The following is a 23,522-nucleotide window of genomic DNA, read 5'->3' on the forward strand; positions in this document are numbered from 1 at the left end:
TCACAACCCTGCCACAGGCCACTCCGGGCGCTTCCCTCTCGGTGAACCCGACACTATCAAACTCCTTGCCCCGCAAACGAATTGGGGCTGCAGGCCGAGCTGTCGGGCGCCGGGCCGAGGGGCGACGTTACCGGGCTGCAGAAGCAGGGGCAAATTGATTTCCCACCACACGGGGCCCGTGCGGGGCCGGTACGCACACGCCACACCCTCTCGCTCGCGCTGAGCGGGCCGTTTCCATGACTTACGCTTCTCAACGATGCGCCGTCCAGGACAGGTCGGGGACGGCGGACGTTCCGTTCCCTCACCGGGAGGCGCCATGACCACCGTTACGTCCCCCCTGGCCGGAGTCGCCATCGGGCTTTCGGCGGTGCCCGACCCTGTCTTCTCAGGGGCGATGGTCGGGCCCGGCACCGCCGTGGACCCCGTACGGGAGCCCATCGAAGCCGTCTCCCCCGTCGACGGGATCATCGTCTCGCTGCATCCGCACGCCTTCGTCGTCGTCGATCCGGACGGTCACGGTGTGCTGACCCATCTCGGGATCGACACGGTCCAGCTCAACGGAGAAGGTTTCGAACTCCTGGCCGCCAAGGGCGACACGGTGGAGCGCGGACAGGCGCTCGTGCGCTGGGACCCGGCCGTCATCGAACAGGCGGGGAAGTCGCCGGTATCGCCGGTGATCGCGCTCGAGGCCGCCGCCGACTCGCTCGGGGCCGTACTGGAGGAGGGTGTCGTCGACACGGCTACGACACTCTTCAAGTGGAAGTGACGCCCGTGCCCGCTCCCGCGCAGAGCGTCTGGTACGCGTGAAGTACAGCGGTGGCCGGCTCACCGCACCAACCGGAGATGAGTGAGATGGAAACACCCCTTCGAGGTGTCGGCGTGAGTCACGGAGTGGCGATCGGTGAGGTCCGGCACATGGGTACGGCGGTCATGGAGCCGCCGGCCAGGCAGATCTCCGAGTCCGAGGCGCCGCGGGAGCAGCAGCGTGCGCAACGTTCCGTCGAAGCCGTGGCCAACGACCTGATGGCCAGGGGCAATCTCGCGGGCGGTGAGGCGCAGGCAGTCCTCGAGGCGCAGGCCATGATGGCGCAGGACCCCGAACTGATGGCCGACGTCGAACGGCGCATCGCGGTGGGAAGCACGGCGGAACGGGCCGTCTACGACGCCTTCGCCGCCTACCGGGCTCTGCTCGCCGGCGCCGGTGAGTACCTGGCGGGCCGGGTCGCGGATCTCGACGACGTACGGAACCGCATCATCGCGCGGCTCATGGGTGTTCCGATGCCGGGTGTGCCCGACAGCGACCAGCCGTACGTGCTGATCGCGCGCGACCTGGCTCCGGCCGACACCGCGTTGCTGGATCCGGGGCTCGTGCTCGGGTTCGTCACGGAAGAGGGCGGTCCGACGAGTCACAGCGCCATTTTGGCCCGCGCGTTGGGGGTGCCCGCCGTCGTGGCGCTGGCCGGTGCCTGCGAGGTGGCGGAGGGCACCGTGGTGGCTGTTGACGGCAGCACCGGCACGGTGCGGGTGTCGCCGAGTGAGGAGGAGCAGGCCGAGCTGGCCCGGGAGGCGCAGGAGCGGAAAGCGACGCTCGATGCGGCCAAGGGGCCGGGGGCGACGTCCGACGGTCACAAGGTGCCGCTGCTGGCGAACGTCGGAGGACCCGCGGACGTGAGTGCCGCTGTGGAAGCGGGCGCGGAGGGCGTCGGGCTGTTCCGCACGGAGTTCCTCTTCCTCGACGACAGCATGAAGGCGCCCTCGGAGGAGAAGCAGGTCACGGCCTACAGGCAGGTGCTGGAGGCCTTTCCTGAGGGGCGCGTCGTCGTGCGTGTGCTGGACGCCGGGGCGGACAAGCCGCTGGACTTCCTCACGCCGGGCGACGAGCCCAACCCCGCGCTCGGAGTCCGCGGTCTGCGTACGCTGCTCGACCACCCGGAGGTGCTCCAGGGACAGCTCGCGGCGCTTGCGAAGGCGGCCGACGGGCTTCCGGTCTACCTGGAGGTGATGGCTCCGATGGTGGCCGACCGAGCCGACGCCAGGGCGTTCGCCGAGGCCTGCCGGGCGGTGGGGCTGGAGGCCAAGTGCGGGGTCATGGTGGAGGTGCCGTCGGCTGCGCTGCGTGCGCGGTCCGTGCTGCAGGAGGTGGAGTTCCTCTCGCTGGGGACGAACGATCTCGCGCAGTACACCTTCGCCGCGGACCGTCAGGTGGGCGCGGTCTCGCGGCTGCAGGACCCCTGGCAGCCCGCGTTGCTGGATCTGGTGGCGCTCGCGGCCGAGGCGGCAGCGGCGGAGGGGAAGAGCTGCGGAGTGTGCGGGGAGGCTGCTGCCGACCCGCTGCTCGCGTGTGTGCTGACGGGGCTCGGGGTGACGAGCCTGTCGATGGGCGCCGCGTCCATCCCGTACGTACGGGCGACGCTGGCGAAGCACACGCTGGCCCAGTGTGAGCGCGCGGCCGCGGCGGCGCGTGCGGCGGACAGCGCGCAGGACTCGCTGATCGCCGCGCAGGCCGTGCTTTCCGGCGAGTGAGATCAGGGCCGGCGGCCGGTCCGCGGCCGGTGTATGTCTGACGCCGGTCGCGGACCGCCGGTGCTCGTGCGGACCTGCTCAGCAGTGCAGTCCACCTCCCGGGTGCGGCAAGTCGTGGCCGGGCGCGTGCTCGACCCCGGGCTCCGGGGCCACCGGCTCCCGCGTGGCCGGGTCGGTGCAGTAGGCCGCGAAGACCTCGGCGGCGCTCAGCGGGCTCAGCCAGCATCCGGCGGGGTCGAGCCGCCAGCCGCGAACCACGTCACCCGGCGGGCCCCCGCCGACCGGTCCGCCGCCTCTGCCGTCGGAGCCGCCGGCTTCCGTACGGAGCACGAGACCGCCGTGGCTGCCGGACGCGAACCCGGCGGCGAGCGCCGTGGTCAGTGCCAGCGCCGCGGACTCGTGGGCGTGGCAGGCGCCTTCGGGCGTGCGGCGCACATCGAGTGCCGCGGCGAGCGGTGAGCCGGGGACGGCGACGCTGGCGACCAGGTGATGGACGCCGGGGCCGGCCGCGTCGAGGAGCGTGCTCAGCGCGTGAGCGGCGCGGTCGAAGGCCGCCTTGCCGACGTCGGTGCCGCACCGCCCGCAGGAACCCGCCCTTGCCAGGATCTCGGCTCCCGCCTGCCAGGTGAGGCGGCACGCGTGCGCGTCGCGGAGCTGCGGCAGCAGCCGGGCCAGGGTCTGTCCCCTGTACGGCACGGTGGTGCCGGTCACGGCGACCTCCGCGACAAAGCGCCCTCTGCTGGACGCGGTGTCGGGGTCGAGCCGCTGCTCCTGGCAGAACAGCTCGTAGTCGACGGGGTCGAACAAGGCCACGCGGGTGTGCACGTGATCGGCCGTCAGCGCGCGCAGCATGCCTTCCAGTTGCCTCAGGTAGCTCTGGTGATCGTCGAACGTGAAGGATCCGTACGCCCGCATGCGCGCGAAGTGCGACTCGTCGGCCAGGACCGGGACGATGCTGGGTGCTTCGCGACGCAGGGTGCGGCGGCGGCTGCGTCTGCGGCTTCTGGTGTGTGCCATGGGCTCCCCCTCGGGCCATACGGACCACTTGCTCACTCACCGTAATCGGGGGGTCTGACAACGGGCCGCCGCGGCGGCGGCGCTCAGCCGGCGCGGTCCTGGGCGAGCCGCTCGTAGAAGCGGAGCAGCTCGACGTCGTCGACGGATCCGGGGTTGACGGCCTTGTCCAGTCGGGCGCCCTGGAGCAGGCGCTTCACGGGGACTTCGAGACGCTTGCCGGTGAGCGTGTGCGGCACGCCCGCGATCTCGATGATCTCGTCGGGTACGTGGCGCGGTGAGAGCCCTTCCCGGATGGTGCGCCTGATGCGGTCACGCAGCGTGTCGTCGAGCTCGGCTCCCGGAGCGAGGTGCACGAAGAGCGGCATCCAGTAGCCCCCGTCCGCCTGCTCGACTCCGATGACGAGGGATTCGCGGATCTCGGGCAGCCGCTCCACGGCCTCGTAGATGTCGGCGGACCCCATGCGCACGCCCTGACGGTTGAGCGTGGAGTCCGAACGGCCGTGGATGACGACGGTGTTGCGGCCGGTGAGCGTGATCCAGTCGCCGTGCCGCCAGACGCCGGGGAACATCTCGAAGTAGCTCTCGCGGTAGCGCGTTCCGTCCGGGTCGTTCCAGAAGCGGATGGGCATGGACGGCAGAGGGCGGGTGACGACGAGTTCGCCGACCTCGTCCGTGAGCGGCTTGCCCTGGGGGTCCCATGACTGCAGGTCCGTCGCGAGTGAGGGCGCCTGCAGCTCTCCGGTGTGCACGGGGAGGGTGGGGACGGCGCCGGCGAAGCAGCTGCAGACGTCGGTGCCGCCGCTGACGGAGGCGATCCACATGTCCTCGGAGACCTCGTCGTGGATCCAGCGGAAACCGTCGGGCGGCAGCGGCGACCCCGTGGTGGCGACGCACTTGACGCGTGAGAGGTCGAGGTCACGACCGGGATGGATGTCCGCCTTGCGGCAGGCCATGACGTACGCGGCCGAGGTGCCGAAGAAGGTGGTGCCGGTGCGGGAGGCCACCTGCCACTGCGCGTTCATGTCCGGGTGCCCCGGGCTGCCGTCGTAGGTGACGACGGTGCTGCCGGTCAGGAGGCCGGAGATGAGGAAGTTCCACATCATCCAGCCGGTGGAGGTGTACCAGAAGAAGCGGTCACCAGGGCCGGTGTCGCAGTGCAGGCCGAGCTGCTTGAGGTGTTCCAGTAGGATTCCGCCCTGCGACTGGACGATGGCCTTGGGCAGCCCCGTGGTGCCGGAGGAGTACAGGACCCACAACGGGTGATCGAAAGGCACCTGCTCGAAGACGGGGGCGCTGTCGGCGGGAGCGGAGGTCAGGGCGGACCACTCCAGCGTTCCATCGGGGGCGGGCGTGCCGAGCAGCGGGATGTGAACCACCGCGCGCAGGCTGGGCAGTTCGCGGCGGAGTTCGGCGACGGTCTCGCGGCGGTCGTGTTCCTTGCCGCCGTAGCGGTATCCGTCGACCGTGAACAGCACGGCCGGCTCGACCTGCTGGAAGCGGTCGAGGACGCTGCGCGCACCGAAGTCCGGCGCGCAGGAGGTCCACACCGCTCCGACGGCGGCGGTCGCGAGCAGGGCGACGACCGCCTGGGGAACGTTGGGCAGGTAGCCGCTGACGCGGTCGCCCGGACGTACGCCGAGCCGGCGCAGTTCGGCGGAGAGGGAGCCCACTTGGCGGCGGAGTTCGCCCCAGGTGACGGGGCTCGGCTCATGCTCCTCGTCGACGTGCAGCAGTGCAGGGTCGTCGACGCGTGCCGGGTCCTCGGCCGTGCGCAGCGCGTGCTCTGCGTAGTTGAGCTTCGCGCCGGGGAACCATTCGGCGCCGGGCATGGAGGAGCCGGCCAGCACCGTTTCGTACGGGGCGGAGAAGCGGACGTCGAACCATTCGGTGAGCGCCTGCCAGAAGGAGGCCAGTTCCTCCACGGACCAGCGGTGCAGCGCCGCGTAGCTCGCCTCCGGGTCGCCGGGGACGGCGGCGGGCGCACCGTGGTGTTCGGCGGCCCATGCCTGGAAGCGTGTGATCCGTGCGCCAGCCACGCGGTCCGGTCCCGGCCGCCAGAGAGGCTCCGGCGAGACGGGGTGCGGTTGCGGTGTGCTGTGCGCTGCGGTCATGGCGGCTCCCGGTCCGGATGGGCTGGCGGCACGCCTTGCGGGCGTACGTGTGGCTGACCTGGACGATGCCATGTGATCAACACTCACGCCAGGGCGCACACCACATGCCCGCCTCGCGGCGAATGTGGCGGGAGCACGCTCCTACGGTGACGGGCACGGGCGCCGGCCCCACACACCGGCCGAAGGCGTGTGGAAGGGAGAAGGCGCACGGCACGAGCGGATGTTCGCTGAGTGAACTCCGGTTGAACGCCGGTGACGGGCGACGCCCCCGCTGGCACGCTGAACAGCATGGATGGGCGTGGCCTGGTGGGGGCGGTGCGTGCGGCGGGGGCGGCGTGGCGGTCGAAGCCGGGGCGGTCGAGTCCTGGACGGCCCAAGGCCCAGCGAGCCTCGTGGGGACTGCGGCGAGGTACATCAGGGCGGCAGCGGCCGGGTGGAGCCGAGAGGGCCCGTGTGCCCGGGGCGGCGAGCGGCGCGGTGACCCGGCCGGGGGGCGGGGTGATCCGGTTCGAGCGGTCGTCGCTCTCGGTACGAGTCGCTGTGGGGGGTGCCGTCTTCCTCGGCTGGGACGAGGCGGAACCGAGCCCTTCGTACGCGCTGCCCGGTCCCGTTCCGGACGTGGACACCCGTGCGGTGCTGGAGCCGGACAAGGACGGCGGATGGCGGCTGGTGTCCGAACGGCTGCTGCTGACCGTCTCCCGCCATGGGACGGTCGAAGTGCGCACTCCCGGCGGTGAGTTGCTGCGCAGGGACCTTCCGCCGCGCTGGTGGGAGACGGGCAGCGCCGGGGACGGGAAGCGGGACGAGCCTGCCGGGGTGCAGGGGGCGGCGGAGCCGGAGGACGCCCGGGCAACCGTCGGGGAGGCGGCAGCTGCGGGGCGGGACGAAGCCGCCGCGCCGCGGGGGCTCGAAGCGGGGGTGCCGCCCGTCAGCCGGGGCGGCCGGTGGATGCACCGCTCCCAAGTGGCCGCCGACGCCCGCTTCTTCGGGCTCGGCGGACGTACGTGCGGACCCAGCCTGCCCGACGGCTCGTATCCGCTGCACGGGCGCGCCGCCGCCACCGCCCCGGACGCCGCCCGGCACGGGGGCCGCGTGCCGGACCTCACCATGCCCGTCCAGCTCGTCGTCGCAGACGCGGGCACGCATCTGGTCTTTCACGACAACCCGGGAGAGGGCCGGGTGACGGTGCGCCAGGGCCTGGAGGGCCGAGGCTCGGGACACGACCGTCCGGGGCACAGTCAAGTCCGCATGTCCGGGGGGCCGTTGCGCTACTGGGTGATGGCCGGTCCGCCGGCACGGGTGCTGCACGGCTGGGCACGCCTGACGGGTGCGCCCGCGCTGCCGCCCGGGTGGGCACTGGGGCACCAGCACGCGGGACTCGGCGCCGGTCCGGGCCGGCGGCCGGGTCAGGTCGCGGCGGGTTACCGCGAGCATGAACTGCCGCTGCGTGCCCTGCACTTGGACGGCCCGGCAGGTTCCGCAGGGCACGCAGGTCACGCCGCGAACCTGATCCTCAGGGGCGAACGCGGACGGCGGGCCGGTCTGCCGCCTCTGGCCGCCGAGTTGCAGGCCCAGGGCGTGCACCTCGTGTCCGGCGACGACGACGCCGGGAAGACCGCGTCGTCCGCTGCGGGCGCACAGGAACCGTCCGCGACGGCGCACGACAGCGCCGGCTTCGCCCTCTCGCAAGGGGGCTGGGCGGGCGTGCAGCGCGACGGCGGAACCTGGTGCGGCGAGGTGGCCACAGGGTGGGAGGGACTGCGTGAGTCACTGTCCCTGGTGGTGGGTCTGGGTCTGTGCGGTGTGCCGTATTCGGGCCCGGGGATCGGAGGGCCGGCCGGCACCCCGTCTCCGGAGCTTTATCTGCGCTGGTTCCAACTCGCCGCCTACTTCCCGCTGTTCCACGTCCGTCTCGCCAAGGGGACCGGCCCGAGGGAGCCTTGGGCGTTCGGCGGCGAGACGCTGTCGGGCTGCGCTTCGGCCATGGCCGAACGGGAGAGGCTACGGCCGTACTTCACCACGCTGGCGCATCTCGCGCACCGCACCGGCGCACCGTACGTACGCCCGCTGTGGTGGCAGCATCCACGTGAGCGGTCACTGCGCGACTGCGGCGACGCCTTTCTGCTCGGCGACGCGCTGCTGGTGGCACCGGTGCTGGAGGAGGGCGCCCGCCGCCGGACGGTGCGGCTGCCGCACGGCCGGTGGTACGAGACGGTGACGGGCGAGGTGCACGAAGGCCCGGGCGAAGTGCTCCTCGATGCCCCGCTGTCGCGCATCCCCGTGCTGGCCCGTGCCGGAGCGGCGGTGCCGGTGACCGGCACGGACGGGGGCACGGAACTGGAGGTCTGGACGCCCGCACCGGGACGCCGCGGCAAAGGGCTGGTCATCCGGGAAGCCGGTGCGGGGCGCGGGGAACAGCCGGCGCCCGCGGAGCGCTTCACGGTCCTGCGGCGCGGCGGCACCACGGTGGTGATGCGCGAGGACGGTGCTCCCGTGGGCTACCCGGTGCGCCTGCGGAGCTGATAGACGAATGGGCCATGGCAGCATTCAGAGGATCATTCAGCCGCACGGCGCTCGCAGCCGCGCTGCTCGCCCTGGCCACTCTCGTGTCCGCAGCACCCGCAGCCTCGGCCGCGCCCGGTGACCCCGCTCAGCGAAGCCACCGGGGCGGCGGGCACCAAGACCCCTCCGCGCCCGGGGAGTTCGTCGCGCTGCGGGACGTCGCCCCCACCGTCCTGGAGGAGATCCGCTACCGGACGCGGCACAACTTCGTCGGCGACCGCGTGCACGGCTACCGGCAGAGCATGTGCATCGTCACCCGCGACACCGCCGAGGCGCTGCGGACGGCGCAGCGCTCGCTCCTCAGGAAGGGCTACTCCCTGAAGGTGTACGACTGTTACCGCCCGCAGCGGGCGGTCGACCACTTCGTGAAGTGGGCGAAGGACCTGGACGACGAGCGGATGAAGGACGAGTTCTACCCGCGCGTGGACAAGGACCGTCTGTTCGAGGACGGCTACATCGCCGAGAAGTCCGGCCACAGCAGGGGCAGCACGGTCGATCTGACACTGGTGCGGCTGCCGGCGAAGCCGACGCGTCCGTACCGGCCGGGTGAGCCGCTCGTTTCCTGCTTCGCGCCGCAGGATGTGCGCTTCCCCGACAACTCCGTGGACATGGGCACCGGTTACGACTGTTTCGACACGCTCTCGCACACACTCGATCCGCGGATCGAGGGCAAGCAGCGGGCGAACCGGATGCTGCTGAAAAACACGATGGAGAAGTCCGGGTTCACCAACCTCCCCGAGGAGTGGTGGCACTACACCCTCACGGAAGAGACGTTCCCGGAGACCTACTTCGACTTCCCCGTGTGGCGCCGCGCGCTCGAAGGACGCTGAACGGCCACCGGCGGGGCACTGGTGCCCGGCTCGCCGGAGCACCTGGTCGCCGGACGAACGGACCCGGCCCCGTACGGCGGCACGGAGCCACCCCCGTGGGTCCCGTGCCGCCGTACTGACGTCGTGGACGGCGGCGGCGACGGGACGGTTCACCGCCCGGACGGTCCGTACGCACGTGTGCGCGTCCGGTGACACGGCCGTGACATCCGGGACCGGGCGGCCCTCCGGCGGGCCTCAGAACGGGTAGTGCGCGTGCCGCGTGGCGAGCGTGACCCAGCGGGTGTTGCTGAACGCCTCGATGCCCCAGCGGCCGCCGAACCGGCCGTAGCCGGACGCCTTGAATCCGCCGAAGGGGACCTGGGGTTCGTCCGCGACCGACTGGTCGCCCACGTGCACGATGCCGGTGCGTATGCGTCGCGCGACGGCGAGCCCGTGCGTGCCGTTCTCGGTGATGATGCCGCAAGTCAGGCCGTGTTCGGTGTCGTTGGCCAGAGCGACGGCCTCGTTGTCATCGGTGAAGGTGGCGATCGCGCAGACGGGGCCGAACGCCTCACCGTGGTACAGCTCCATGCCAGGGGTGACGCCGGTGAGCACGGTGGCCGGGTGCACGGCGTTCTCCGGTGCGCCTCCCCCGGTGAGCACCTCGGCTCCCTTGCCGACGGCGTCCCGTACGAGAGCCGCGACCCGTTCCGCGGACGCGGCGTTCACCATCGGACCGATGACGGTGGCGGGTTCCGCCGGACCGCCGTGCGGCAGCGAGGCGACCTTCGCGGTGAACTTCTCGGTGAACTCCTCCGCCAGTGCGGCGTGCACCAGGATGCGGTCACCCGACATGCAGATCTGCCCGGCGTTCATGAAGACCGCGAACGTGGCGGCGTCGACGGCGTAGTCGACGTCCGCGTCGTCGAGGACGATGACGGAGTTCTTGCCGCCCAACTCCAGGACAGCGGGCTTGAGATGCTGCGCCGCGAGATTGCCTATGAGCCGGCCGACGCCCGTCGAGCCGGTGAAGTTGACCGCGCGCACCGCCGGTTCGGCCACCAGCGTCGCGGCGACTTCGGCGGCGTCCTCGGGGGCGTTGCTGACGACGTTGAGCACACCGTCGGGCAGGCCCGCCTCGCGCAGTACGTCCGCCACGAAGTAGCCGCACGCCAGCGGTGCGTCCTCGCTGGGTTTGACGACGACGGTGTTGCCCGCGGCGAGCGGCGCGGCCACGGCACGGGTGCCGAGGATGACCGGTGCGTTCCACGGGGCGAACGCCGCCACGACACCGACCGGTTCGCGGACGGCCAGGCTCAGCGTCCCGTCGTCCTGCGGGGTCAGCACCTCGCCCTGGGGGGCGGTGACCGCCGCAGCCGCCTCGCGGAGCATCCCGGAGGCAAGCTGCACGTTGAAGAGGGCCCAGGGGCGGCTGCCTCCCGCCTCCTGCGCCATGACCGTCGCGGCCTCCTCGCCGCGGGAGTCCAGGATGTCGGCGGCCTTGAGGAAGACGGCGCGGCGCTCGGCCGGCCCGGTCGCCGCCCAGGACGGGAACGCCGCGTCGGCGGCGGCGACCGCTCGGCGCACGTCCTCAGGTCCGCCCGCGGCGACCGTGGCGTACACCTCGCCGGTGTAAGGGTTGTGGTCCTCGGCCGTGCGTCCGGAGGCGGCGGGGACATCCTGCCCGCCGATGAACAGGTCGCGGTGGACGGTCATGCCGGGGCCCTCCCGAGGTGGCGGCGGTGCCGGTGCGAGGTCCCGCCGCCGGTGCGGGGCCGTGAGCCGCCGGACGCCGCGAGCAGGACCATGTTCGCCAGGCGAACTTTCGTTCATATTTGCTAGCCGGAGTCTCCGGCTGCCCCGGCGCGGGTGTCAACGGTCGTGGCCCGTCCGCCCCCGCCCCACCCCGCCGGCAGGAAGCGGAATCCTCCCGGCGATCCCGTACGGGCCAGGGTCCGCGAGCGCGCCACGGGGCCCCGGGATCCGGGGGAAATACGGAGCGGATCACTCCGACACGGCGGCGATGTCGATGACCTGCGCGGCCCGGCACGTCCATGATGTCAATGCCCTTGACGGTCCCTCAGCTGCGATGAACACTGCCGACACGCTCGTCACGGAGACCGGGCGGGGTGGCGCGCCGGACCGTGATCAGCGGCCCTCTGCCCTGGCGCCGGCTCCGTGCCAGATCAAGCACCATCCCGAAGGAACGTCCGGGGGCACCTCCCCCGGCCAAGGGACAAGGAGCCGTCATGAGCCAGTTCTCCAACACGGACATCTTCGCGGGTGAGGTGATCGGCACCGCGATTCTCATCCTGTTCGGAGCCGGTGTCTGTGCCGCTGTCAATCTGCGTTTCTCCAAGGCCGCCGCCTCCGGCTGGGTCGTCATCGCCTTCGGCTGGGGCTTCGGCGTCCTGGCCGGCGCCTACACGGCGCTGCCGCTCTCGGGCGGGCACATCAACCCCGCGGTGACCGTGGCCCTCGCCCTCGACAGCGGCGAGTGGGGCAAGGTGCCGCTCTACATAGCCGCGCAGATGATCGGCGCCGTCATCGGTGCCGTCCTGGTGTGGGTGGCCTATTACGCACAGTTCGCCGCCAACGCCGACCCCGAGTTCGCCCAGGGGACGCTCGGCAACTTCTCCACGATTCCCGAGGTGCGCAACCCGGCCGCCAACCTCGCCACGGAGATAATCGCGACCGTCGCGCTGGTTCTGCCGATACTCGCCTTCGGTGCGACCACGGCACTGGCCAAGAACGGTACGCAGGTTCTCATCGTCGCTCTGCTCGTCGTCGGCATCGGGCTCTCGCTCGGCGGCCCGACCGGGTACGCCATCAACCCCGCCCGCGACCTCGGGCCCCGCATAGCCCACGCGCTGCTGCCGATCCCCAACAAGGGCGGGTCGGACTGGGGTTACTCCTGGGTCCCGGTCGCCGGTCCGCTCGTCGGGGCCGCGATAGCGGCGGGCATCTTCAAACTCGCCTTCTGACCCCGGGCCGAGGGCCCCGGGACTCTCTCTCCAGCACTCCGGTTCGGACAAGGGGACGCGACCATGTCGGACAAGTTCGTCGCAGCGATCGACCAGGGCACCACGTCGAGCCGCTGCATCATCTTCAACCAGGACGGCGCCGTCGTAGCCGTCGACCAGCGCGAGCACCGCCAGATCTTCCCGAAGCCGGGGTGGGTGGAGCACGACGCCACCGAAATCTGGTCCAAGGTGCAGGCGGTGGTGGCCGGGGCGATCGCCAAGGCCGGTCTGCGCGCCGACCAGCTGAGCGCGCTGGGCATCACCAACCAGCGTGAGACCACCGTCCTGTGGGACAGGAAGACCGGAAAGCCGGTCCACAACGCCATCGTCTGGCAGGACACCCGCACCGCCGCCCTCTGCACCGAGCTGGGCGGCTCGGACGGCCAGGACCGCTTCCGCGACCGTACGGGCCTGCCGCTGGCGAGCTACTTCGCCGGGCCCAAGGTCGCCTGGCTCCTGGACAACGTGCCCGGTCTGCGGCAGCGGGCCGAAGCCGGCGAGATCGCCTTCGGCACCATCGACTCCTGGCTGATCTGGAACCTCACGGGGGCCACGGACAGCGGGGTGCACGTCACCGACGTCACCAACGCCGGGCGCACCATGCTGATGAACCTGGAGACCCTCCAGTGGGACCAGTCCATCCTCGACGCGATGAACGTGCCCGCGGCCGTGCTGCCGGAGATCAGGTCCTCGTCGGAGGTCTACGGGACGGCACACGGCCAGGTCGCCGGGGTGCCGGTGGCGTCCGCGCTCGGCGACCAGCACGCGGCGCTGTTCGGGCAGACGTGCTACTCCGTCGGCGAGGCCAAGAACACCTACGGCACCGGCTCGTTCCTGCTGCTGAACACCGGGCAGCGGCCCGTACCCAGCAAGAACGGGCTGCTGACGACGATGGCCTACCAGCTCGGCGGTGAGGCTCCCACGTACTGCCTGGAAGGGTCGATCGCCATCACGGGCGCGCTGGTCCAGTGGTTCCGTGACCAGCTGGGCATCATCAAGGAGGCCGCCGAGATCGAGACGCTCGCGGCGAGCGTCGACGACAACGGCGGTGCCTACATCGTCCCGGCCTTCTCGGGGCTGTTCGCTCCGTACTGGCGCTCGGACGCGCGCGGCGTGGTGGCCGGACTGACGCGCTACGTCACCAAGGGGCACCTGGCCCGCGCGGTGCTGGAGGCCACGAGCTGGCAGACGCGCGAGGTCGTGGACGCCATGTACCAGGACTCCGGCGTCCACATCACCAGCCTGAAGGTCGACGGCGGCATGACCGGGAACAACCTGCTCATGCAGCACCAGGCGGACGTGCTCGGCGTACCGGTGATCCGGCCGGTCGTCGCGGAGACGACGTGTCTCGGCGCCGCCTACGCGGCGGGGCTGGCGACAGGGGTCTGGTCCGACCTGGACGAGCTCAGCAGCCACTGGAAGCGCGACGCGGAGTGGACTCCCCAGATGGACGAGGACGCCCGGGGCCGCGAGTACCACAACTGGCGCAAGGCGGTGGAGCGCAGCTTCGGCTGGCTGGAGGACAGCGAGTGACCGGCTGACGGCGGCTCACCCGTCCCGCGGCGTGCGGCACCGCCGCACGCCGCACGGCAGTGGCGGAGCCTCGTCCGGTCCCGGCGGCGTTCAGCGCGCCGGGGCGGGGCGGGGCTCCGTCTGCTGGGCGGCCACGGCACGGCGCATCGCATGCTCGACGACGGAGACGAGCACGTCGCGGACGGACTCGCGGCGGCGGGCGTCGCACACCAGCACCGGTACCTCCGCATCCAGGTCGAGCGCCTCGCGGATGGCGTCGGGAGGGTAGACCTCCGCACCGTCGAAGTGGTTGACCGCGACGGTGAAGGGGATGCTCCGGCGTTCGAAGTAGTCGATGCCGGCGAAGCTGTCCTCCAGCCGCCGCGTGTCGACGAGCACGACCGCGCCGAGTGCCCCCTGCGCCAGCTCATCCCACAGGAACCAGAACCGGTCCTGGCCGGGCGTGCCGAACAGGTAGAGCACCAGGCCGTCGTTGATGGTGATGCGGCCGAAGTCCATGGCGACGGTCGTGGTGGACTTCGACTCCACCCCGGCGGTGTCGTCCACCGGGCGGCCCGCCTCGGTGAGTGTCTCCTCCGTGCGCAGCGGTTTGATCTCGCTGACGGAGCCGACGAGTGTTGTCTTGCCGACGCCGAATCCGCCGGCCACGAGAAGTTTCAGCGTCACCGGTTCGGCTGGTGTCGCCTTGCTCGCGCCTCGCTTAGAGCGCCCGAAGGCCATCGATTACCTCTCTGAGAATGCTTTCGTCCGGCAGTTCCGCCGGAGGGACGGGCCTGCTCACGCGTACCCAGTCCGCGTCGATGAGGTCCCCGATGAGAACGCGTACGACGCCGACGGGAAGGTCCAGCTCGGCGGCCAGCTCGGCGACGGACTGCGGAGCGCGGCGGCACTGGACGACGATGTCGACGTGCTCCGGAGCGAGGGAGTTGTCCGCGAGCACATCTGTGTTGTCGTGGGCGCCGCCGCCGGTGTCCTCACCGGCCGCGCCCTGGTGATTGTCGCCGCCGCCGTCGCCGGTCTCCTGGGCCTTCGCGGGCCCTTCACCGTCCCGGCTCTGCGCGATCACCAGGGCGATGAGGTCGAGACGTACCTCGTCGGAGCTGCTGCGGGTGCGGCCGCGCGTCATGGCGTACGGCCGCACCACAGGCCCTGCGGCGTCGTCGAACCAGCGGTCCGTCATCACTGTGTCCCGTTCAGATCCCGTCAGTTGCCGCCGGCGCGGCTCGGCGGGCCCGACCGGGGGGCGGTGCCCAGGTGCGCACCGACCCGCTTGACCAGGAGCGTCATCTCGTAGGCGATCAGCCCGACGTCGGCGTCCGCCTCGGCCACCACGGCGAGGCAGCTGCCGTCGCCGGCTGCCGTGACGAAGAGGAACGCCTCCTCCAGTTCGACGACGGTCTGGCGCACGCCGCCCACGTCGAAGTGCCGGCCGACGCCCTTGGCAAGGCTGTGGAAACCGGACGCGACGGCGGCCAGATGCTCGCCGTCCTCCCGCGTCAGGTTCTGGGAGGCTCCACGGGGCAGCCCGTCGCCGGAGAGCACGAGAGCCTTGCTGATGCTGCCGACACGCTGGACCAACTCGTCCAGGAGCCAGTTGAGTTCACCGCTCCCAGAAGCGTTGCTCTCCGTGCCTTTCGGTGCGGTCATCGACCGTCCCCCTCCGGTGTCGTTCCTGGTGCTGACTCCGCCGCCTCGTCCCCCGACGCGCCGGCGTTGTGCAGGCGGCCGCGCTGCCAGCCGCGCTGGAGCGAGGCCATCCGGCTGCGTACCTCGTCCGCGTCGCGGTCGGCGAGATCGTCGGGGCGGGGACCTTGGTCGCCGCGCCCCGGTGCGCTGTCGCCCGAATCCTGCTTGAGCTGGGGTGCCAGGCTCGCCTGACGGACCCTGCGGGGCAGTCCGGAGACCGTACCGGACTGCGCGGGTCCGGCGGACGGCGTGGTGCCCTGACCTGTTCCGGCCTCCGCGGAGTGGTCCTGGCGGCCCCGACGGTCCCGGCGCTCTTCCGTCCCGTCGGCCTCCTCGGCCTCCTGCGTCTCTGAGGCCTCCTCGTCGCGTCCGACCGTACGCCCGTGGTCGGCGACCAGCACCGGCGTACGGGGGCGGCGGCGCGGCAGCGGGGCCAGGCCGCCCGCGCCCTCACCGGACGACGAGGGCCGGGAGGAGCCCCCCGGGTCGTCCTCGGCCTGCTGGTGCTGTTCGAGGCCGGGTCTGGGACCGCCCAGGGCCGGCCCGGGGGCGCTGTGGAGCGGCGTGCGGCGGCCGCCGTTCGCGTCCTCCCTGCCGCTCTCGCGCCCGGAGCCCGAGCCCTCCTCCAACTCGCCCAGCGGCGCCTCCAGTTCGACGGGACCGTCGAGAGCGGCCGGCTGCCGCGGAGTCCCGCTCGGACCCGGCGCCGAAGGACCGCGGGTGAGTGCGTCCAGCCGGGTGCCGGAGACGCCGTTGCCCGACGGCCTCCGCTCCAGCCGGTCCTCGTCGTGCCCCGAGGTCTCCGTGAGGATCCTGCCGGGGAGCAGGACGACGGCCGTGGTGCCCCCGTACGGCGAGGGCTGCAGCGACACGCGTACGCCCTGGCGCTGTGCGAGGCGGGAGACCACGAAGAGGCCGAGGCGGTCGGTGTCGGAGAGTTCGAACTCCGGTGTCTCCGCGAGCCGCAGGTTCGCCTCCAGGAGCGCGTCGGCCGCCATGCCGAGGCCGCGGTCGTGGATCTCCAGGGTGTAGCCGTTCGCGACGCGTTCGCCGAGGACCTGGACCGCCGTGTGAGGAGGCGAGTAGACGGTCGCGTTCTCCAGGAGTTCGGCGATGAGGTGCGTGAGGTCGGCAACGGAGCCGCCGTCCACCGCGAGCCGCGGCAGGCGGCGGACCTCGATGCGTTCGTAGTCCTCGACCTCGGCGACGGCGGCGCGTACGACGTCCATCAGCTGCACGGGCTTGCGCCACTGCCGGGAGGGCGCGGCTCCGGAGAGGATCACGAGCCCTTCCGCGTGGCGGCGCATGCGGGTGGTGAGGTGGTCGAGGCGGAAGAGGTCGGCGAGTTCGTCGGAGTCCTCGGTGCGGCGCTCCATGTGGTCCAGGAGGCTCAGCTGCTTGTGCAGCAGAACCTGGTTCCGGCGGGCCAGGTTGACGAACACCTCGGAGACGCCGCGTCGCATGTCGGCCTGTTTGACGGCTGCTTCGACGGCGGCGCGCTGAAGCGTGTTGACGGCCTGTCCGACCTGCCCGGCCTCGTCCTGCGAGTACTCCAGCTTCGGCGCCTCGGTCTCGATGTCGACGGCCTCGCCGGCGGCGAGACGGCGCATGACGCTCGGGAGCCGCACTCCGGCGGCCTCCTGGGCCTCTCTGCGCAGGGTGCGCAGGTCGCGTACGAGGCCGCGGCCGACCCGGAAGGAGATGATCACCGAGGCGATGACGGCGGCGGCACCGAGCACGGCCGCCGCTCCGGCCTGGATGAGCACCTTGGTCGCGTCCGGCTGCACGCGCTGCTCGTAGCGGTCGCGGGCCTCGAAGTTCATGCGTTCGAGGTCGGTGAGGACCGTGGAGGTCGCAGACTGCCAGCGTTCCGAGTTGACGACGCCGTCGGTGCCCCGGCTGCCCGCAGCGATGACGGCGTCCTCGTAACTGCGCAGCGTGCCGCCGTCGGTGCCGTTCCAGTAGGTGTCGAAGACCTGACGTTCCTCGGCGGGCAGTTCCGCGAGCGTCGTCTCGTAGGTGAGGTTCCGTTCGGCGACGCGGTCGGAGAACGCGCGCCTGTCGCCGCTTGTCATCTTCCCGGAGGCGAGGGCCGCGGCCATCAGCGCGTCCTCGCGGGAGAGATACTCACGTGCACGTACGAGGCCGACGAGAGCACGTCCCTGCTTGTCGAGGTCGACGTCGTCGAGGCCGCCCAGCGCGCTGAGGAACGTGTAGCAGGGGTCGATGAGTGCGTTGTACGCCTGGAAGGCGCCGCCCCGGGTGAGTGTGCTCTCCTCCGCCTTGCGGACCTTCTTCAGGCCTTCGAGCTTGTCCAGCATCGCGTCCAGGCGCTGGTGCGCGGTACCCGTGAGGTTCGAACGCAGCCCGGGAGCACGGGCGTTGGCGCGCAGCTTCGCGATCTGCGCGTCGGTGTCCCGCTGCTGCTCCTTCAGCTGGCTCAGCGCCTCGGAGCCACGCGGGTCCGCGAGGTAGACCATCACCTGCCGCCGCTCCCGCTGGAGCGCCTGGGCCGCGTCCTGCGCCGGGTCGCCCACCTTGTCCACGGTGTTGACCACGTTGAGCAGCTCCTGCGCCTGCCGGCCGGTGATGTACGTGGCGAAGGCCCAGATGGACACCAGAGACAGCAGCGGCACCAGCAGCAGCACCACGATCTTCCGGCGGATCGACCTACCGCGCAAGCGCATGGCCTCCCCTAGTCAACCCCGTCCGCTCGGGGGCGAGTTCCGACAGCAAACGGCGTGAGCCTACTACTGACGCAGTACCCAGTCGTAGATGTGTCCGAGCGGGAAAACCGGCCGTCCAGGGTGCCTCATCCTGAGATGTCCGGCGATGCCCCACACGCGTCCCTGGATTGTGGCGCAGGCCACTGACGTGGAAACGTGTGACGTAAGGGGGATCGTGAGGGGGGAGTGAAAGGATCATGTACGCGAGACCCAGACTGCCGGACCCCGTCCGTGCGGCGGCGGTCCGGGCACTCGTCATAGTCGCGGTGACGCTCGTCCAGGTCATGATCGCCGTGCTGTGCTCGCTCGCAGAGGTGTGGCTGGCCTTCCCCATGGTGATCTCCACTGTGGCCAGCACGGTGGTGGCGACGTGGGCGGTGCTCGACGTGTGGGTGACCCGTCAGGTGTGGCGGCAGCGGCACGGGGTGCTCTCCGAGCCCAGCAGCGCCGCGCGGCAGCGCGCGGTGGAGCGGGCCAGGACGAGAACGGGAAGTGGAACCGGAACGGGGCCGCACGGCGGCCGGAGGGCGTGACCGGGAACGGGGGCCGGCGACGCAGGGGGTGCGGCCGGACCGGGGCCGTTCCGCACGGCTTCCCGCTGCCTTCCCGCCGCGGCCGGCCGGACCCCGCTCCGTACGAAGTGCCGCCCGTACGTGCCCGGTCAGGGCTCCCGGCGCGGGCCTTCGGCCTGTGCCGGCACCCGCGGCTCGTGATCGCCCTCGGGCCTGCGGAACATCCGCGTCGCGGTGATCTCGCCGTGCACGGCCTCCTCGTCCGCGTCCTGCTGCGGCAGCCCCGGCCGCAGATGCTCCTCGACGCTGATGTACTTCAGCCCCGCTCGCAGGTCGGCGTCGTTGCGCAGCCGCACGACGAGGGGGAACTCGGCGAGGGCCGTGGTGTCGAACAGCCCCGTGGTGTAGAGCAGTTGGACACCGAGGGCGTCGGCGACGGCCCGCTGCAGCTCCAGCAGATACGTGGCGTTGGCACGTCCGATGGGGTTGTCGAGGAACAACGTGCCGGCGTGCCGGTCCCTGTCCTGGCCTCGGTCGTTGCCGCGCAGCGCCGCCATGGTGCAGTAGAGGGCGATGGCGGCCGTCAGCAGCTGGCCGCCGGAGAAGACGTCGCCCATCTGCCCCACGGGCACCCGCTCGGCGCGCAGCACCGCGTCCGGTTTGAGGATCTCCACAGAGACTCCACGCGGCTCCAGGGCGGCGTGAACTCCCCGCAGCAGCAGCGACATTCCGTCCCGCCGCAGATCGGAGTTCTTCGCGACGGCGGTACGGGTGGCCTCGTCGACCACCTCCCCGAGCCGCTCGGAGAGTACGGCCTGGTCCGGGTCGTCGAAGCGGATGCGCAGGAACTCCTGCCCCGACCACTCGCCGAGCCCCTCGGGCAGCCTGGAGAGGCGCTGCGCGGAGCGCAGCGTCGCCAGTGACGACTCCACGAGGCCGCGCAGCCGGTCGACGATGCTGCCGCGGTTGCGCTCCAGCTGCTCCAGCTCGTCGCTGAGCACCCGGAGCCGCGGCGCGAACGCCTCCGCCCAGGCTGTGGCGTGGTCGGGCAGCGCGGAGGCGGGCAGTTCGCGGATCTGCTGCCGGGCCGGGGTGCGGACCTGCTCGTACCGGGAGGAGTTCGCGTGCCGTACGAGCACGTCGCAGGCCTCCCGCACCGCCTGCTCCGCGGCCGACAGGTCGGCCGCGCAGCCTCGCAGGGAGCGGCGGGCCTCGGCGGCGGCGCTTCGCGCCTCGGCGGGTGTCGCCGGGAACGGCTCGGGCGTCGATCCGGGCTCCTGCGCCGCCGGTTGCTGCGGGTCGCGCAGTGAGTCCCGCAGCAGCGCGGCCGTCTCGTCGAATCCGTCCGCGGCCTCCTCAGCCGCCCGGTGCGCCCGTACGAGTGCGGTGTGCGTGGCGCGCGTCTCCTCCAACTCCTCGTCCTCGGCTGCCAGTTCGGCCTTGGCTGTACGCAGCAGGCGCTGTGCCTCCTCGACGTCCGCCGGCTCCATGCCGGCGGGGAGTTCCGTGTGGCTTCCCCCCTGGGAGGGGGCCAGCCGCTCGGCCTCGCCGCGCAGTCTGCCCAGCTGTTCGCTGGCGGCGGCGGCGCGGGACTCCAGCATCTGCACCCGCGACTCGGCGCGTGCCGCCGCGGCCTGCCGGGCGGGACCGTCCGCGCCGTCCGGACCGTCCAGAAGCAGTGCCGCGCGGCTGCGGACCTTGTTGGTGAGCCGGTCGAGGGCGGCCAGCGCGGCCGACTCGTCGCTCTCGGCGTGGGCCTGCTCGGCACGCAGATCGGCGCCCACGCCGACTCTCTCGTACAGCTGGGAGGCCGATCTGTACGCCTCGCGCAGGGAGGGCAGCGACGCCCCGCCGGGCGCCCGTACGGTCTCGTCGACGTCGTCGGGCACGCCCGCGATCTGCGCCCGTTCGGCGCGCAGCGCGCGTGCGGTGCGCCGCGCGTCGTCCGCGGCTCGCTGTGCGGCACGTCTGTCCTCGTCGCCCGCGCGGGCGCGGGCGAGGCAGGTCTCCGCGCGCTCATCCGCCTCCGCGGTCTCCCCGGCCAGGGCGCGGAGCCGGGTCAGCCAGCCGCTGCGCTCGCGCAGCCGGGAGGCGAGACCGGCGAGGGCGTCCGCCGCCCGCCGGGCCCGTCCGGCCCGCTCCTGCCGCTCGTCCCGTACGCGTGCGGCGCCCGCGGCGGCTTCCTCCGCCTCTTCGTGGGCGGTGCGTGACGCCACGAGGTGGGCGCGGGCCGCTTCCGCTGCCGCTCGGGTGCCCTCCGCGGCCGCTGCCAGCTCCGCGAGCCGGCCGGGCGGACAGCCGGTGCGCCATGAGGCGAGGCGGGCCGCGAGGGTGCGGTCGGCGGAGAGACGTGCGGCGAGGGCGCGGATCTCCTCGTCCCGGGCGAGCGCCCTGGTGCGCAGCTGCCGGCGCTCCTCGTCGGCGGCGTGCTCGTCGTGCATGGCCGGGTTCGGCGGTACGAGGAAGACGTCGTCGCGCCGCGCGGCGGCACCCTCCCGGGGGACGGGCGCGAGCAGGGCCGCGGCCGTGCCGACCGCCACCGCGGACCGGGGCAGCAACGCGGCGCCGGCCAGGACCTCCTGAGCGCGGACATGGCTCGCGGGGTCGGTGATGACGACGCCGTCGACCAGCTCGGGGCGGGCCGCGAGCACGTCGGCGTGGTCCGCCGGGTCGACGGCCTGCGCGAGATAGCGCCAGCCGGGCAGCGCGGGGACGCCGTGCTCGCCGAGGTAGTCGACGGTCGCGGTGACGTCGGGGGCGGGCGGCAGCAGACCGCCGTCGCCGAGGGCGCCGAGCATGCGGGAGTCCTCCGCGGCGCCGGTGCGCAGCTCGAAGAGCTGCCGCTCGCACGCCGCGACCGCGTCGTCGAGGAGCTCGGCCAGCGATTCACCGCCGCTGTCCAACTCCTCGGCGGTCAGGGGGCCTTCGGTGTGGGCGGCGCCTCCCCGGGCGCCGTCCGGAGAGCCCGCCCCCGGCGAGGAGGCTGAACCCGGCGCGGGCCCGGCGTCCTCGTCGGCGGCGGCAGCCGTACGGGGCGAGGGCACCGCGGGCGGCCCGTGCTCCCCGTCCTGGCGCGGATTCCGGGCCGCCTGCGGCAGACCGAGCAGCTCGGCGAGGCGTTGCTCCGCGCCGAGGGCTCCGGCCGTACGCAGCTCCGCGGCGTGTGCGGCGGCGGCCGCCTCGGCAGCGTCCTCCGCGCGTGCGGCGGCGAGTTCGGCGCGGGAGAGCTCCGTGACGGCCTCCTGAGCGCGGTCGGCAGTGCGTCGTGCGGCCTCGCGTGCCTCTTCCCAGGCGGCGGTGGCGCTCCGTTCGGCGTCCTCGGCGGCGAGGGCGGCAGCGGCCGGGTCCGGACCGGCGTCGCCGTCCTCCGGTGCGTCGATCCAGCCCGCCCGCACGGCCTCGGCGGTCTCCTGCTCCACCTCCGCGAGGCGTGCGCGCAGGTGGCCGGTCTCGCTGCGGGCGCGCTCGGCTTCGGTGGCGGCGGCGGTCGCGTCCCGGTGTGCGTCCTCCGAGCCGGACTGCAGCGCCGCGGAGCGCTCCTCCTCCTCGGCGGCGCTGCTCTCCGCGTCCTCGGCGGCGGCATGCAGTGCGCGTACGAGGTCGGCGGCTGCGGTGGCACGGGCGGCGAGGGCGGGAGCCGCGTCCCGCTCGGCCTCGCGGATGGCGTCGGAGAGCCGCGCCGCGCGGTCGGCCGCGGTGCGGTGGGCGAGCACTGTCTCCGCGGCCTGCCAGGCCGAGAACAGGGTGCGGGCCTCGGTGAGTTCGCGGCGCTGGGCGGAGGCCGCCCTCTCCGCTCCCTCGAGCGCCGACGAGGCGTGTCTGTAGGCGAGTTCGGCGGCGATGAGGGACGAGCGGTCGCGCCGGGCGCCGGCGCGGGTGACGGCCTGCTCCGCTTCGGCGACCCGTCCGGCGAGTTCGGCGCTGTGGCTGCGTTCGGCACCGCCGCGGGCCGTGAGGCGGTGCACCAGCGTGCGGGCGCGGCCCTCGGCTGCGGCGTGGATCTCCCGGGCGCGTTCGCGCTGCTGCGCGGAAGAGGCGATGCGGTGCAGGAGGTCCAGCGAACCGGCGGTGAAGTCGCGCTCCGCGGTGAGTTCGCTGCGGCGGCCGAGCTTGTGGGCGAAGCCGTGCACCAGATCGGCCAGTCCGTCGGTGTCGCGGGTGTCGGTGACGGCGCGCAGCAGCAGGTCGGTGAAATCCGAGTCGTTCTTCACCGCGAAGAGGCCGGCTGCCTCCCCCTCGTCGGCGTTCATCTCCCTTTGGTAGCGGAAGAGTTCGGGGTCGAGGCCGAGGCCGGTGAGGCGTTCGGTCCACCGTTCGTGCACCTCCTCCCAGGCGACGTCGAGGTTCGGGTAGGCCTTGCCCGTCTCCGTCAGTACGTCCCGGAAGCCCTTCATCGTGCGGCGCCGACCGCGCGCCGACGAGGTGCCCTCGGACGCGGGACGCAGCGCGGCGGACTCGGCGACGGGCAGCGAGTCCAGGCTCATGCCGGGACCCGGCCGGAAGGAATACCACGCCTCGGCGAACTTCCGCGGGTCACTGGAGACTTGGCGCCCGCGCCACTCGCTGACCTTGCCGACGACGACGGCCTCGCCGGTGCGCGTGTGCTGCCACTCCAGTGCCACGTGGCCGCAGTCGTCCGCGAGGAGGAACTTGCGCAGCACGCCGGAGCTCGCACCGCCGAGGGTGTTGCGGTGCCCCGGCAGCATCACGGAGAAGATCAGCTTGAGCAGTACGGACTTGCCGCCGCCGTTCTCCAGGAAGAGCACTCCGGCGGGGGCGGGGCGGCGCGGGGGCCCGCCCGGCTCCTCCTCGAAGAAGTCGGCCTGTGCGGGCGCGGGGCTGGGCACCGGACCGCCGACTCCGCGCAGATCCAGCACGGTGTCGGCGTAGCGCGCACCGGCGGGTCCGATGGAGTAGAGGCGGATCCGGGACAGCTCGTACATGGCGGCGGGCTCTCGTCGTCGTGGTCGGGGTCAGCGGGTGCGGGGGCCGGGGCCGGCGCGGCGGCTCACGGGCGGGT

At 72.5% G+C, this 23,522-nt stretch carries 15 protein-coding genes; 7 read left to right on the top strand and 8 right to left on the bottom strand.

The features are described 5' to 3' along the window. The first annotated feature begins 316 nt into the window (after positions 1–316). Positions 317–766: a PTS sugar transporter subunit IIA gene (locus AN215_RS00870; protein ID WP_070012744.1), complete on the top strand. Its 450-nt coding sequence runs from the start codon at positions 317–319 to the stop codon at positions 764–766. An 86-nt stretch (positions 767–852) separates the two neighbouring features. After that, a complete protein-coding gene (gene ptsP / locus AN215_RS00875; RefSeq protein ID WP_070012743.1) occupies positions 853–2,523 on the top strand; it encodes a phosphoenolpyruvate--protein phosphotransferase in 1,671 nt (556 codons plus the stop codon). A gap of 78 nt (positions 2,524–2,601) precedes the next feature. Here ptsP and AN215_RS00880 read toward each other — a convergent pair whose 3' ends face one another. Then, positions 2,602–3,540 carry a DUF8829 domain-containing protein gene (locus AN215_RS00880; protein WP_070031081.1) on the bottom strand — a complete coding sequence of 313 codons (939 nt, stop codon included), beginning with the start codon at positions 3,538–3,540 and terminating at the stop codon, positions 2,602–2,604. 83 nt (positions 3,541–3,623) lie between these two features. Then, a complete protein-coding gene (locus tag AN215_RS00885) occupies positions 3,624–5,651 on the bottom strand; it encodes an acetoacetate--CoA ligase (protein ID WP_070012740.1) in 2,028 nt (675 codons plus the stop codon). A 498-nt stretch (positions 5,652–6,149) separates the two neighbouring features. Between AN215_RS00885 and AN215_RS00890 the strand changes: the two genes are divergently transcribed. Next, entirely contained in the window at positions 6,150–8,174 is a 2,025-nt protein-coding gene (locus tag AN215_RS00890) for a glycoside hydrolase family 31 protein (RefSeq protein ID WP_431306300.1), read from the top strand. Positions 8,175–8,188: 14 nt separating this feature from the next. Further along, a complete protein-coding gene (locus AN215_RS00895) occupies positions 8,189–9,043 on the top strand; it encodes a M15 family metallopeptidase (protein WP_070012738.1) in 855 nt (284 codons plus the stop codon). 234 nt (positions 9,044–9,277) lie between these two features. On the opposite strand, the gene AN215_RS00900 is transcribed toward AN215_RS00895, so the two are convergent. Beyond that, on the bottom strand, positions 9,278–10,738 hold the full coding sequence (locus AN215_RS00900; protein ID WP_070012737.1) for an aldehyde dehydrogenase family protein: 1,461 nt from the start codon (positions 10,736–10,738) through the stop codon (positions 9,278–9,280). Positions 10,739–11,271: 533 nt separating this feature from the next. Between AN215_RS00900 and AN215_RS00905 the strand changes: the two genes are divergently transcribed. Together AN215_RS00905 and glpK are read left to right on the top strand one after the other, a co-directional pair. Continuing rightward, on the top strand, positions 11,272–12,006 hold the full coding sequence (locus AN215_RS00905) for an MIP/aquaporin family protein (RefSeq protein WP_070012736.1): 735 nt from the start codon (positions 11,272–11,274) through the stop codon (positions 12,004–12,006). A 63-nt stretch (positions 12,007–12,069) separates the two neighbouring features. After that, positions 12,070–13,578: a glycerol kinase GlpK gene (glpK, locus tag AN215_RS00910; protein WP_070012735.1), complete on the top strand. Its 1,509-nt coding sequence runs from the start codon at positions 12,070–12,072 to the stop codon at positions 13,576–13,578. A gap of 90 nt (positions 13,579–13,668) precedes the next feature. Here the strand turns inward: glpK and AN215_RS00915 are convergent, their stop codons facing one another. Genes AN215_RS00915 through AN215_RS00930 form a run of 4 tightly spaced genes read right to left on the bottom strand, consistent with a single transcriptional unit; the run spans position 13,669 to position 17,951 of the window. Then, on the bottom strand, positions 13,669–14,298 hold the full coding sequence (locus AN215_RS00915; protein WP_070012734.1) for a GTP-binding protein: 630 nt from the start codon (positions 14,296–14,298) through the stop codon (positions 13,669–13,671). After that, positions 14,279–14,758, bottom strand: a complete 480-nt coding sequence (locus AN215_RS00920; protein WP_070012733.1) for a DUF742 domain-containing protein — start codon at positions 14,756–14,758, stop codon at positions 14,279–14,281. The genes AN215_RS00915 and AN215_RS00920 overlap by 20 nt, the downstream gene beginning before the upstream one ends. A 23-nt stretch (positions 14,759–14,781) precedes the next feature. After that, positions 14,782–15,225, bottom strand: coding sequence for a roadblock/LC7 domain-containing protein (locus AN215_RS00925; RefSeq protein WP_070012732.1), 444 nt, complete (start codon positions 15,223–15,225; stop codon positions 14,782–14,784). Next, complete coding sequence (locus AN215_RS00930) at positions 15,222–17,951, bottom strand: sensor histidine kinase (RefSeq protein ID WP_070012731.1); 2,730 nt, start codon at positions 17,949–17,951, stop codon at positions 15,222–15,224. Before AN215_RS00930 ends, AN215_RS00925 begins: the two co-directional genes overlap by 4 nt. A gap of 236 nt (positions 17,952–18,187) precedes the next feature. Here AN215_RS00930 and AN215_RS00935 point away from each other — a divergent pair, with 236 nt between their 5' ends. Continuing rightward, entirely contained in the window at positions 18,188–18,523 is a 336-nt protein-coding gene (locus AN215_RS00935; RefSeq protein ID WP_070012730.1) for a hypothetical protein, read from the top strand. A gap of 128 nt (positions 18,524–18,651) precedes the next feature. Here the strand turns inward: AN215_RS00935 and AN215_RS00940 are convergent, their stop codons facing one another. Continuing rightward, positions 18,652–23,445: a hypothetical protein gene (locus AN215_RS00940; RefSeq protein WP_070012729.1), complete on the bottom strand. Its 4,794-nt coding sequence runs from the start codon at positions 23,443–23,445 to the stop codon at positions 18,652–18,654. Positions 23,446–23,522 lie beyond the last annotated feature (77 nt).

It is taken from the genome of Streptomyces abyssalis (genome assembly GCF_001751365.1).
In the GTDB taxonomy this organism is placed as follows: Bacteria; Actinomycetota; Actinomycetes; order Streptomycetales; family Streptomycetaceae; genus Streptomyces; species Streptomyces abyssalis.

Bases quoted from the DNA above. Each gene is read 5' to 3' on its own strand.
- AN215_RS00880 (WP_070031081.1), bottom strand. From the start codon at position 3,540: ATGGCACACACCAGAAGCCGCAGACGCAGCCGCCGCCGCACCCTGCGT.
- glpK (WP_070012735.1), top strand. From the start codon at position 12,070: ATGTCGGACAAGTTCGTCGCAGCGATCGACCAGGGCACCACGTCGAGC.
- AN215_RS00920 (WP_070012733.1), bottom strand. From the start codon at position 14,758: ATGACGGACCGCTGGTTCGACGACGCCGCAGGGCCTGTGGTGCGGCCG.
- AN215_RS00870 (WP_070012744.1), top strand. From the start codon at position 317: ATGACCACCGTTACGTCCCCCCTGGCCGGAGTCGCCATCGGGCTTTCG.
- AN215_RS00935 (WP_070012730.1), top strand. From the start codon at position 18,188: ATGTACGCGAGACCCAGACTGCCGGACCCCGTCCGTGCGGCGGCGGTC.
- ptsP (WP_070012743.1), top strand. From the start codon at position 853: ATGGAAACACCCCTTCGAGGTGTCGGCGTGAGTCACGGAGTGGCGATC.
- AN215_RS00895 (WP_070012738.1), top strand. From the start codon at position 8,189: ATGGCAGCATTCAGAGGATCATTCAGCCGCACGGCGCTCGCAGCCGCG.
- AN215_RS00885 (WP_070012740.1), bottom strand. From the start codon at position 5,651: ATGACCGCAGCGCACAGCACACCGCAACCGCACCCCGTCTCGCCGGAG.
- AN215_RS00900 (WP_070012737.1), bottom strand. From the start codon at position 10,738: ATGACCGTCCACCGCGACCTGTTCATCGGCGGGCAGGATGTCCCCGCC.
- AN215_RS00915 (WP_070012734.1), bottom strand. From the start codon at position 14,298: ATGGCCTTCGGGCGCTCTAAGCGAGGCGCGAGCAAGGCGACACCAGCC.
- AN215_RS00930 (WP_070012731.1), bottom strand. From the start codon at position 17,951: ATGCGCTTGCGCGGTAGGTCGATCCGCCGGAAGATCGTGGTGCTGCTG.
- AN215_RS00905 (WP_070012736.1), top strand. From the start codon at position 11,272: ATGAGCCAGTTCTCCAACACGGACATCTTCGCGGGTGAGGTGATCGGC.
- AN215_RS00940 (WP_070012729.1), bottom strand. From the start codon at position 23,445: ATGTACGAGCTGTCCCGGATCCGCCTCTACTCCATCGGACCCGCCGGT.
- AN215_RS00925 (WP_070012732.1), bottom strand. From the start codon at position 15,225: ATGACCGCACCGAAAGGCACGGAGAGCAACGCTTCTGGGAGCGGTGAA.